This is a genomic window from Bacillus sp. Bvel1, assembly GCF_014872755.1.
GTDB lineage: Bacteria > Bacillota > Bacilli > Bacillales > Bacillaceae > Bacillus > Bacillus velezensis.
In genome coordinates, this window is sequence record NZ_JAAOBZ010000007.1 from 395,111 (window position 1) to 408,743 (window position 13,633).

Sequence of the window (13,633 nt, forward strand, 5' to 3'; positions counted from 1 at the left end):
TTATTTTTTCGTTCAAAACTCAACAAGCAGCCTGTCAACGCCGTGAAATACAGGGCTCGGAACCAGATTCGGCTCTTGATCCTCAGTAAAACGCCATGCGGGCATCTGTTCAAAAAAGTGGGAAAGCGCGATTTTCGCTTCAAGCCGGGCCAGCGGCGCTCCTAAGCAATAATGGCTGCCCTGACCGAATGACAGGTGCTGATTCGGCTTTCGTCCCAAGTCAATCTCATCGGGATTTTCAAACTTCTTTTCATCTCTGTTCGCCGATCCAATCCACGCATATACTTTTTCTCCGGCCGGAATCGTTTTTCCGCCAATCTCGCTCTCAACCGCGGTGTAGCGGGTTACCCGCTGAATGGAAGGTCTGAGGCGGATGACTTCCTCAATAAAGTCAGGAAGGAGCGCCTTATTTTCAAGCAGCCGGGGCAGAATATGCGGGAACTCCTTGAGACTGAGAAATGAATTTCCGATCACATTTTCCGTCGTTACGTGCCCCGCGACGATCAACAAGCCGCAAAAACCGATTAATTGCTTGTCTGACAGCGGCTCTCCGTCTAAATCAGCTGAAATTAAATGGCTGATTAAATCATTTTGCGGCTGTTTTCTCCGCTGTAAAATAAACTGCATAAAGTATCCGATCATCTGCTTTTGCACTTCATTCATTTTCTTTTCATCTTTTACATTCTGGCTTTGGTCGACCCAGCTTTTAAAGATATCCCTGTCTTTCGGAGGAAATCCTAAAAGCTCTGCGATCACGATAATCGGAAGCGGAAATGCGTAATCTTCAATAATGTCCATCCTGCCTTTTGAACGGACGGCCTGAAGCAGGTCATCAGCGATCGCGGCTATACGCGGTGCAAGAGACTCAACCGATTTCGGCATGAACGGCTGATTGACCAATTTTCTGAAGACGGTGTGTTCAGGCGGGTCCATTTTCAAAAGGCTGTCTTTGTTAATATGCCGGATCATTTTTTCCTGCTTGTCCGCACTTAAGTATTTATGATCGGAAGAAAAATGACTGTAGTCAGAAATCACCCGCTTCACTTCATCATAGGTGAAGATTTCCCAGCAATCTTCCTTTTCATTGTAATGAACGGGAGAGGTTTCTCTCATCGTTTGGTACCACTTGTACGGCTGCTGCTGTCTGATTTTTGTTAAACTGGTCATTTTCATTCCTCCAAGATGTGTCCAAGATTTGAAATGACCCGCCAAAGCTTACGAGTAAACCCGGCGGGCGGATATGTGAATTTACGGTCTTATTTTGGCGGGCTGCTTCAGCATCTCACCATGCACGTTCAGTATCTTTTCCTGCAGTTTCAGAAAGCTGTGTTCTGTCATTCCGTCTGCCGAATATAAAACGCCGCAAAATTCAGAAATCGTTTCGGCTGCGCTGTCTTCAGCCAATAACGTCATATGGTTGGATACCGCCACATCCATGATGGCGATGTTTGTCATATGCTCTTGCCACTGGCTCCAGTAGTTGACGAAATCAGCGGATAAAATATCTGCCCTGATCGTAAAATACGGATCAAGCTCACCCAAGAAAATACCGTTTTTATTTCGGAAATAATAGCATGTCACCCCGTTCGGATCCGGAAGCGGCAGGAGTTCGTAATCAGTGATTTCGTAAGCGTCCTGAACGTTTATATTCTGCCTGATCAGATTTTTCACCAACGCGTCCGTCTTCGTTAACCCCCGCTGTTTGGCTTTTGCTATTAATTGCTCTAAAAATATGTCTTCATGAAGATCGGCATCTAGTTCATCACGGTGAATCAAGGTTTCAGAAATGCGTTCCGGATGTTGATAGATCGGTGCAAATAAAGCCATGTTCACCGTCTGCAGCATCATATTTTTATCAAATAATTCATCAGGAATGTTTATTTCCCGCGCACCCGCCGAGTCAAAGGAGTCGAGCATGACGATTGACTCAACGGTTTCTCCAGCCAGCTGCAATTGCCGGGTGACTTCATAAGCGAGCATGCCCCCTAATGAATAGCCGCCTACATCGTAAGGACCCCGGGGCTGCACGGTACGTATGAGCTTAACGTAATATTCCGCCATGTTTTTAATGCCGCGGATCGGTTCCCGGTCTGTCATCCATCCTCTTGCCTGAATTCCGTAAAAAGGACGCCCGGTCCGTTCGGCAACAGGCTGGTACAGCTCCACTGCCCCCAGCGCGGAATGAAACCAGAAAATCGGTCTTCCCTTTTCCCCCGGGTTAAGACAGATCAGTTCGGGCGGTTCTTGATCATCTGTCTCTTCTGATATATCGTTTTGTTTCGTATGTTCCTCATGTACTTCATCAGTGTCTTTTTGGACAGAACCGGTCAGATACCCGGCTAATTTTGCGATTGTCGGATATTCATAGACCAGATTTGCCGTAATAGACGCTTGATACGTTTTATTAATAGACTGAACCCATTCCACACCGATAATAGAATCCAGCCCCATGTCAATGAATGCCTCATGCTCATCAATATCTTCCGGCTTCAGAAACAGGATGTCCGCAAGGCTTTCTTTAAGCTCTTTGCGCAAAGTGCCGTCAGAGATGCCGGCAAGGAGAATTTCTGCTTCCGGGATTTGCGGACGTACCGCTGTTTCCTCCGCTTCAGCATACTCGGGTTTCTTTATTTGTCCCGCTATATATTCCGCAAGCTCCTCAAGCGTCGGGTGTTCATACACCTTATTGGCAGTAATCTCAGTGTGGTACGTTTTATTTACTGTTTGTATCCATTCAACCCCGATAATGGAGTCAAGCCCCATGTCGATGAAAGGCTCATCAGCATCAATATCTTCCGGTGACAAAAATAAAATATCTGCCAGGCTTATCCTCAATTCTTCAAGCAATGTTCTATTGTCTTCGGAAACGGCGTTTTCCGGCTGCTGGACAGAAACAGTACAATCCAAAGGCTGTAAGACGATCGGTTTTTGCAATGTCTCCGGTTCAAACGCTGTCATTTCGATCTCAGTTAAAGGACTCAGAGAAATCAGCCCTTCATGTTCAGGCTGTGGCGGAGACAGGGGAACGGTTTGCGTTTCAGACTTTTTCATGGCTTGGCCTGGTAAAGAACTGTTTACATCAGCCGCCCAATACCTTTCTTTTAAAAACGGATAGGCAGGAAGCGGCGTTTTATAATATTGCCCTCCGTCAAAAAGCCGTGTGAAAGGAAGATCATATCCTCTGCAAAAAAGGTCAGCGATATGTGCCAGGCTTTCTCTGTACTGTGCGGGCGAAGCCGCCGAGCGGCACTGTTCAATGCATTCCATTCCGAATGTTTTCATTCCGGCTTCGTCTGCCGGCTTCTGGTCCTTCAAATTGGACACAAACACACCCGGAAGCTCTCTTTTTACAAGCCACTCCGATAATACCCGCTTCAGTTCGTCCGCACTGCTTACGATACAGGCAAACCGGTGATGCAGATGCTTTCTGCCGAGCAGGAGCGTATAACTTATATTTCCCAGATCGCTGTCTTTGTTCTTGCTGAGTGAATCCAGCAGGCGTTCTGCCTGAATTTCCAGCTGACGCTCCGTCCGCGCAGATAAAGGAATGAGGCAGGCCGGTTTTGCCGGTGACCGGCGCACGGTTTGCGGCGCCTCTTCAATAACAAGATGGGCATTTGTTCCGCTGAATCCGAATGAACTGATCGCGGCTCTGCGCGGTGCATCCGGATTCCGTTCCCACGGTATCAGCTTTTCATTCACAAAAAACGGGCTGTCCGCAAATTGAATATGCTGATTGGCTTGATGAAAATGCAGGGAAGCCGGAATCTGCCGATGCTTCAGCGACAGCAGGATTTTAAACAATCCGGCCATCCCCGCGGCCGCAGCGGCATGTCCGAGATTGGTTTTCACAGAGCCGATGGCGCAATATCCTTTTTTATCCGTATAGCGGCGGAAAGCGCGCGTTAAGGCGCTGAATTCGATCGGGTCGCCCAGTGCAGTGCCCGTTCCGTGAGCTTCCACCATTTGAATGGTTTCCGGATTAATGTGAAAAGTATCATAGACATGCCGTTCCAATCGTTCTTGAGAAAGCGCGCTTGGAGCGGTTATTCCGTTTGTAGCGCCGTCCTGATTCATTGCAGAGCCTTTTATGACGCCGTACACATGATCTCCGTCACTGACGGCGTCGCTAAGACGTTTCAGCACCACCGCTCCCACGCCTTCACCCGGCACGAAGCCGTCCGCGCTTTGATCAAACGTATGGCAGCGCCCGGTCGGTGACAGCATATTCGCCTTATTTGACGACTGATAAAAAGCGGGAGTGGATTGAATGAAAACCCCGCCCGCCACCGCCATTTCGGTTTCTTTCGTCCAGAGCCCCTGACATGCCAAATGAATGGCTGTCAGCGAACTGGAACATGCTGTATCAACAGTGATCGCCGGCCCTTGTAAATTAAGGTGATAGGCGATCCTTGCCGGAGTGACGGAATTGTGGTTGCCCCAAAAAGCCTGCGCGGGCCCCTGCTGTTTAAAAATGGCCTGGTAATCTCCGCCGCAGGAGCCGGCATACACGCCGCATTCCCGGCCTCTTACCGAGTCTCCCGCATATCCCGCATCTTCAAGCGCTTTCCATGATTCTTCCAGAAACAGCCTCTGCTGCGGGTCCATATAGGTTGCTTCACGTCCCGATATATGAAAGAAAACGGGATCAAAACATTCAATGCCCTCTATAAAACTGCCATACTGGCATTGACTGTCAGAGACATCCCATCTGTCTACTTTTTTAATCAGATCCCGTCCGGCGGCTAAGTTTTCCCAAAACTCATGGACATTCTCCGATTCAGCAAACCGCCCGCTCATCCCGATAATCGCGATCGGTTCTTTTTCAGGTAACACAGCTGCTGATTTTACCGTTTCGGCCGGATCCTTTTGTTCGGGGCGGTACGTCATTTGATACGGCTCAGAAACGCTGATGACGATTTTCCCGATATTTCCGCGGTCATCCAGACAGTGATACGCTTCTTTTATGTCTTCAAAGGAAAAGATTTTTGAGATGACAGGCTGAATGACTCCCTCTTCCGCCAGCCGCTGCAGTTCCAATTGATAGTCCTTGACCTGATCCGGATTTTGAAGAGACAGCTTCCGCAAATCCACGCTGTGAAACGATTGATTGTTATGAAGGACGGACAAGTCGACTGATTTAGCGGATTTCAGCGCAGTCATGGCAATTTCGATATATCTTCCGCCCGGCGCCAGGCAATTCATTCCTTTTTGCATGGCATCACCGGCCAGGGTATTAATGACAACATCCACCCCACGGCCGCCGGTCATTCGCATGATTTCCGTTTCAAAATCTTCTTCCAAATAGCAAATGGTATTGTGGATCCCGAGCGAATGCAGATACTCAATTTTTTTCTGTGATCCGGCCGTTGCATATATTTCCGCGCCGATATGCCGGGCCATTTGCACCGCGATCAGCCCCGTTCCTCCCGTCGCGGTCTGAATTAATATTTTTTCGCCTTTTTTAAGTCCGGCTTTCCGGAAGGCGTCTATCATTGTCACTGCCACGGTAGGAAGAGCGCATGCTTCTTCAAAGGTCAGCCGGGCCGGTTTATGATAGACTTGATGTTCTTTACATGTGATGAGATTCGCCTGAGAGCCAAATTCCTCTCCCATACCGACAATCACTTCATCACCCGGAATGACGGATGTTACATGCCTCCCTGTCTTGATCACGACGCCGCTTGCTTCGAATCCCGGAGTGAACGGATAAGGCGGCATCGTCGGATACAGCCCTCTGACACAAAGCAAGTCTCCGAAGTTCAAAGAAAAGGCGCGGACGGCTATTTGAACTTCGTCATCTTTTGTCTCGGGCACTTCACTGCGGGCAATCGTCAGATCTTCAATGCCGCCCGGACGGTCAATCACAACCCGGAACATTCCCGAGTCATCGGACTTTGCGAAAGAAAGCGGCATCCGTTCTTGTTTCGGTTTCTGATAACCGTTTTCCTTTCTATCCGTCTTCAAAGGTTTTTCAGCAGGCCGTTCTTCCTGAAGCACCGGGCGGATTTTCGCTCTTTCGGTCTCCAGAGATGAGGCTATGATGGTTTCATATTCTGCCGAGATATAACCGGTCAGCAGTTTCACATGATAGTAATCAAATAAAATCGTTGTCTGCAGTGTAAGATTCAATCGCTTATTAATCTCGTTAATCACATTGACGGCCAAAATGGAATCAATACCGTATTCAGAGAAATTCAGTTCTTCCTGAATATCCTCTTCTTTCATTTTTAATACATCGGCAATACTTGTTTTGATGACAGAGCGGACATGGGAAGCGACCGATTCCCCATCAGCCTTAACAGCTTGATGCTCCTCTGGCGCGCGGCTGCGGGAAACAGGCTGTGCGGGCTTTCGGAAAACTTCGGCCGGGGCGGCGTATGGCTTTCTGCCGTCTCTGATCCCTTGCATCCGGACGAGTCCGTCACTCTCAGCTGCGATAATCTGCTGACCTAAATCATGAGCCGTTTCAGCAGGGAAACAAACCGCTCTGTATCCTTCCGAATGCAGCACACGCTCCCACGATTTTGGATATAGGCCGGGACTTCCCGGAATCCGAAGCTCAGCATCCTCATAGGACCACCAGCCGTCAAGCAGCCCGAAGGTTAAATGGGTAAAAACAGAACGATCGCTGATTTCGTTTATCAAAATCATCCCGTTGTATTTCAGGAGCGCTTTCAGACGGCGCAGCGTCAAACCGATATTTTTTGTGGCGTGAAGCACATTGGCGGCGATGACAATATCGTAAACACCCGTTTTGATATTTTGTGATTCGCAAGGCTCCTCTGCATTAAACAAGGCTGTTGTCAAATACGGCACATCAGGTCCGTATTCCTGTTCGGCATGCATTAAAAAAGCTTTAGAAACATCCGTATAACAATATTCCGCAATCTGTTTTGCAAATGGTTTCAGTTTTGTAAACAGCATGGCGCTCGTTCCGCCCGTCCCGGCCCCTACTTCTATCAGCCTGATACGGGCATCGGGATGTTCTGTAAGGTAGGCTTTCAGGTAAGCGGCCGCGGAATCTGCTAACACTTCATTAAAATAATCCGCAACGGGATTATGCTTATAAACACCTTCAACGAGCCGCATTGATGAATCGGGAAATACGATATCCGTAGCCGGACGTTCTCCTTTTAAAATTGAAGGCATCGCTTTTATCGTCGCCTCGGCCAATTCAGCTTGCGCAAGCTCCCCCTTGGGAAGCAGGCGTTTATGGGCATTCCACTCATTCCAGACTGTGCGGCCGTCCGGGCGCTGATCCGCGAGAAGAGTGATCGTGTATCCGTCATACGCGATATATCCGTTTTCTTTTAATAGATTCAGGCTTTCTTCCAGCCATCTGCCGTATGTGCCGATCACGCCGGCGCTCCGCATGGATGCTGCAGGTGTGGTGACAGGCTCGCTGAAAAACCCGATTGACTGTAATTGGTAAAAGAGCAGTTTGCAAAGAAGGCTGTTCATATGCGCAACTCCATTTCTCGTTTTAAAGTCTCAAGCCGTTCATTCCGATCCGGATTTTGCCGCTTGACGCTTTCCATAAATGAAGGCTCCGGGCCGGATACAACCGATATTGCATCTTGATCCGTCAGTGCGGCTAAGCCGTGCGGAGCAGCTTTGATGAATGCCGCTTGGCTGAACGGTTCTGATAGTAAGACTTCCAGCGCCTCCATTGCTTCATCGGGTTCAATAGAACCGATCCCTGACGCCTCCATCCGTTTTCTGTAAGACGGGTCTGATACAACGCCCAGACTGCCCCAATATCCCCAATTCATGACTTTCACTTCACAATCAAGCAAGGAAGCGATATGGCGGGCAAAGGCGTCTTGAAATGTACACCCTGCCGCATAGTTGCTTTGCCCGGCATTTTTTGTGAAAGAATTAACGGATGAGAAAAACAGCACAAAATCAAGCGGTTCTCCCTTAAAAGCTTCGATCATTCGGACGCTCGTATTCACCTTAGCTGAAAAAGCGTTTCTGAAAGAAGCTTCATCCATATTCGCCATACTTTTGTCGGCAAGCGTTATCGCGGAATGGATGACTCCCGTTATATTGCCGTATCGCTCTCTTATGGAACGGACGGCCGCTTTAAGCGCTGCGGCATCTTGAGCATCAGCCTGTATATAATGCGGCGCGGGGCCTGATAGGGCCAGCCTGTCTATTTTGCTCTGAATCTCCTGATCCTTCGGCCGCCTGCCGATCCATATCATCCGTGCTTTGTAACGGGTGATCATGTATTTGCTCCATGCTTCTCCGATGCCGCCCGCTCCGCCGATGACAGCATAAACGCCGCCTTCTCTGTACGACATACGCGGAGCGGAACTTGTCAGCACCCGGACTGTTTTTTGCTTGTGCCAAGCTCCGTTACGGTACGCGGCAGCATTTCCGTCCGGATCTGGAGGAAGGCGCCAGATGTTTTTCATCTCAGACGAATCACTGCCTTCTTCTGCATCAATCAGCCTGATGTCCCAGTTCGGATATTCTTTTGCCAATGAACCGATCAAACCGTGTACGCCTGCATGCTCAGGCTGCGGGAGATCACCCGGATACACGGACTGTGTCTGCCGGGTGACCGCCGTAAAGCTGATGTTTCGGTTTCCATACCCGAGTGACAGCAGCGCTTTGATGAAACGGAAACATTGAATCACCCCATTCTCCTGCTCATCAAGCATTTCCTGACTGGCGGATGCGGGTGCGAAACGATCCGGCGCAATCCATAAGAAATGGCGGATATCTTGATAACCGGCTGTCAATTCACGTAATGTTTGCTCGCTTGAATGATCCGGCGTCTCCGCCAGATGGGCGCGGGGCCACATTTTTGCCGCGGCCTTTATGGTATTTCCCGGCTTTCCGATGATCAGCAATTGTTCCTGATCAACCGCTCGATTTTCTTCCAGGGAAAAGAAAGTTTTGTCCCAAACAGGGGTAAGCATCGCCGTCTGAACTTCCTGCCGTTTGCTTTCGGTTTGGTTTGTCTGCCGGACAGCCCGGCAGGAGAAGCCCGTCAATCTCATACAAACAGCGCCGTTTTCATCACATAAATCAATATCCAGTGTCAGCGCTCCGTTATCTGACCGATCGCTCTGTTTGCGGACAAGCGCCCACATCGTTTTCTGAGTCGGCTGAAATATTTCTGCCTGCCGCAGGGAAAACGGCAGCATCGGAGTGTCTCCGGCAGTATCTGAACCGGCCCCCAGTGACGCCTGAAACGCGGCATCCAGAAGACTCGGATGGATGACAAACTGATCGGCGGTACTGTCTGCCGTTTCCGGCAGCGACAGCCGGGCTGCAGCCCCCCTCTCTCCGATCATCAGCTGATCAATGCCTTGATGGCTCGGCCCGTAGATCATACCCGCATGCCGGAAAGCCTGATAAACCTCATCAGACGTCATAACCGATTGACTGCAGCCGGACAGCCAGCCCTCTAAATGAACAGACGGAACCGCTGCTATCTCTCCCGATACCGCAGTGCCTTTACTGTATAAAATCCGTTCTCCCCCAGGTTCTTCCGATAGGCTGTAAATCGTAAATTCAATGTCTTCATTTTCCTTAAGAATAAGGCTGATATGGACTTCTACATCCGTCCCTTTATGAATGACAGGCCTCATCCATATGAGATCTTTCAAATACATTCCTTTACGTCCGTCCGGCACAGCGTATGCGGCACGCTCAATGGCCGCTCTGGCCATTTCGATCACGGCGGCTCCCGGGAGCACCTTCTGTCCATTAACTGTGTGATCAGTGAAAAAGAATTCCCGTCCGGTAAAAACAGAGGTGAATTTCAGCTCCCAAAGATCGGATGTGTTTTCATGGAGCAGCGGATGGATCACCGTTTTGCCGTCATCCCTTTTTGAAACCGCCTCGGCTTCATCTTGAATCCAGCATCTGACTTTTGCAAACGGATAGACGGGAAGACTGATTCTCCGGGGTTTTTGTTCCGAATATAACAAGTTCCAGTCCACATCGACTCCCTGCACCCACATTTTCAGCAAATGACCGTACTTTCTCTTTTTCAGCCATTTAACCATCGCTTCCTGCAAATCTTCATCAGATTCAAACACAGCCACTGTCTCATGATTTCGCTTCGCCCGTCCCCTGTAAAGATGCGGTGCGTTTTCATTTTCCAAGTACGATCTGAGCTTGTCCTCCAGCTCCTTAAGGGAGTCCGCAATGAGAGCCAGCCGCTCATCCATCGCTTCGCGCCCCGCTTGTAAAGTGTACGCGACATCAAATAAGTCCGGCTTATCAATATGCTTCTTTTGAAGAAAAGCAAGAAGGCGCTCCGCATATTCTGTCAGACGCTCGCCATTTTTCGCAGACAGCAGAATGACCGCCGGCTCTTGGCTGCTGATTGCTTGTTTGACAGGAGCCTCATATTCTTCAATAATGATATGCGCGTTAGAACCGCCCGCACCAAAGCTGCTGATTCCCGCCCTGAGCGGCTGTTCTTCTCCGTCTGCTGAAATCCGTTTCCAATCTGTTAATTCACGGCAGACGGAAAACGGCCCTTCATCAAATTGAATATTCGGATTTAAAACATCAGCATGCAAGGATGGGGCGATTTGTTTGTGCTTCATCTGCAGCAGCACTTTTGTAACTGCGGCGATGCCTGCTGCCGATTCCCCATGTCCGATATTTGATTTGACAGACCCGACAAGACATGTTTCAGGAACATCACCGAATGCATCGGTTAAAGCCCGGATTTCAATCGGATCGCCTAATTTCGTCCCTGTCCCGTGCGCTTCCACATAGCTGATCCGGCCCGGAGATACCCCCGCTTCCTGTAAAGCTTGAGAAATGACTTCGCTTTGCGCCTTGGGGTTCGGGACGGTGTAACCGCTCGCTCTCCCGCCGTGATTAATGGCAGCTCCTTTAATGACGCCGTAAATCCGATCTCCGTCTTGTACGGCGTCTTCTAAACGTTTAAGAAGCAGCACCCCGACCCCTTCTGCCGGAATATAGCCGTCACCTCCCGCGCCGAAACTTCCGCAGTGTCCTTTAGATGAGATGAACTGCCCCTGGCTCAGCATGAAGTACTTGTTAGGATGAACGGTGAGATTCACTCCGCCGGCAAGCGCCGCGCGAATCCGATGATCCCGCAGATCCCGGCACGCCATGTACAATGAAGTCAGCGAACCCGAACACATCGTATCGACCGAAATGCTCGGCCCTTGAAAGTCACAAAAATAGGAGACACGGTTAGCAATGGATGAAATCCCGCCGGGGAGCCCGATATGCCGTCCTTTCACTCCCGCTTCAGCCGCGAATAGCGGGTATTCCTGATACATGACACCGGCATACACGCCTACCTGACGCCCCAGTTCAGGTGATGTCCTCGTATATCCCGCATCCTCCATGGCCATCCAAGCATGCATTAAAAACAGCCGCTCCTGGGGATCAAGGTGTTCCGCTTCCCGGGGGGAAATCTTAAAAAACTCAGGATCAAAATCGGCGATCCCGTCAATGAACCCGCCCCATTTGCTGTAGATCGCTCCCGGCGCCGTACGGTCCTCGGAAAAGTAATGTTCCCATTTCCAGCGGTCTTTCGGAATTTCGGTAATACAATCCTTGCCTTGTTTGAGATTATCCCAAAACGCATCGATATCATCGGCCTGCGGATACTTGCCGGAAATCCCGACAATGGCAATATCCAGCGGTTTTCCTTTCGTTTCCTGACGGCTTTGATTCCCGGACGGGGCAAAAGACGCATTTTCAAGCCGATTTGGCTGAAGCACTTCTTTCACAGACGCATTTTTCAATTCCGCCAGCTGTTCCCCGGTATGACTGAGGATTGCGGCATCAAATGAGAGAAACCCGTCTTTTTTATGTTTGATTGTATTCACCACATAGACGGTATCAGACATGACAGGTCCGTAAAGCGTCAGCCTCTCAATCATGAGCGGGACGTGAATCCGCTTTTTCAGCTGCAATTCTTCTTCACCGAGCGACATATAACATGAATTCAAAATAAGCGGGTCAAATGCAAAGTGATGCAGATCGCCTTTTTCTTTTTTTCCTGATAAGTCCAGCTGCAATAAAAAGGAGCTCTCACTCATTTTGTATCCCGCCGTTACCGTTTTCAGCATCGGGCCTATCGTGAAGTCGGCAACCGAATCGTACAGACGGGAAATGACATCCGGCGCCACCTTTTGTGCATGCGACTTCATTTGCTCAACGTCATATGATTTTTTTATGGGTGCCTCTGTATATCTGCTTATTTCTCCTTCGGCACATGTCTTCCGGCTTTCTTTACCGGAGACAGTGCAGCTTGCGGTAAAGCGTTCGGCACTCTTTTCTGCCGCAAATGAAATGTCAATCTGCGCGGCCTCTCCAGGCTCCAGCGTGACAGGCCCGCCCGTAAAGCGGATATCTTTCAGCTCGGCGGGATGCGTGCCGGAATGAGACGCTCCGGAGGCTTCAAACACCAGACACGGATACACTACGCCCATCAGTGCCGGTTTGCCGAAAACCAGATGATCCTGAAGGAATGCTTCATGTTCATAGAAAGTAAATGTCTGACTGCCTGATTGTGTTTCAGAGACCGGTGCTGCATCCGCGACAAGGCCGGAAGATTCATCTGTTCCTTTTGTTTTTATGTCTTCGAGCAGTTCGGACATGCTGCTGCACTCAAATAAAAGAGTCGGATTCAGACGCAGATCAAACGCCCCTTCGATGTCTTTAATAATGGCCAGAAGCTGTGACGATTCAAGACCTAATTCAAAAAACACGGTGTGCGCATCATTTCTTGTGACTGGACGGCCTACGTATGTCGAGAAAATGCGGTATAAGGTTTCCTCCATCTGCTGAACGCCTGGTGTGAGCTGCCGGTCTGTCCGCACCTTTTTGGCTGTCAGGCCGAGCAGTGAAGCAATATGCGCACCGCTGAGGTTGTAAAAGTCAATATCCATTTTCACCATTTCAGAAGGCGTGCCGGACTTTTTCGAAATCACCGCGTAACAGCGCTCCGTAACAGTCTCAGCGGCAATAAACGACTCATAATAAATCGGTAAAAACAACTCGGCGCCTGCAGCTGTCTGCAATACGCCGGAGGCCATGGCGGCACCGTCCATCAGCGCGGGATGAAAGAGAGCGCCGGGGAGATTTTCCCGGCATGAATCAGACTGCCGAATATCAAGGAAACATGCCTCTTCATAAGCATAGATCTCTCCCTCCGGCTTCATCAGCCCGTCATGCGACAGTCCGCGGCTTCTCGCGGCTTCGTAAACCGTATGCAAAGAGACTGATGGAAGTGCGGCTTGTTGTTTTTTCTCCCCTGCGTCAAGACGCCTGTGTGATGAGAAGACTTCTTCATGCACCTCCGCTGATAAGAAAACCGTCCCGGAATCCGCCCCGCAAATCGAGGCAGTCCAGAACTCCTTTTCTTTACTGAATATGACACTCACATTAAGCCGCTCTGACCGCTTCACTGATAAAGGATGATAAATGGTCACCCGTTTCAGACAGATGGAACGGAATGAAAGATCAAGGCTTTGCTTTGCCAGCTGATACAGCATATCAATATAGGCCAGACCGGGCATGACAGATTCTCCGTGAACAAGATGGTTTTTCATAATGGGATGTTCTGCCGTCAGGCGCAGATTCACTGTTTTTTTCATGGTTAGTCCCCTTTTAA

General features: G+C 49.6%; 3 protein-coding genes. All 3 read right to left on the minus strand.

All coding sequences use genetic code 11. The annotated features are described in order from the left end of the window. Positions 1-12 precede the first annotated feature (12 nt). Entirely contained in the window at positions 13-1,167 is a 1,155-nt protein-coding gene (locus HAP68_RS11370; RefSeq protein WP_024085562.1) for a cytochrome P450, read from the minus strand. An 81-nt stretch (positions 1,168-1,248) separates the two neighbouring features. Beyond that, the gene (locus tag HAP68_RS11375; RefSeq protein ID WP_024085563.1) at positions 1,249-7,464 is read right to left on the minus strand and encodes a beta-ketoacyl synthase N-terminal-like domain-containing protein; all 6,216 of its coding nucleotides are present in this window, start codon (positions 7,462-7,464) and stop codon (positions 1,249-1,251) included. Next, positions 7,461-13,616 (minus strand): type I polyketide synthase, encoded by a 6,156-nt coding sequence (locus HAP68_RS11380; protein ID WP_041482375.1) that lies wholly within the window; start codon positions 13,614-13,616, stop codon positions 7,461-7,463. The genes HAP68_RS11375 and HAP68_RS11380 overlap by 4 nt, the downstream gene beginning before the upstream one ends. Positions 13,617-13,633 lie beyond the last annotated feature (17 nt).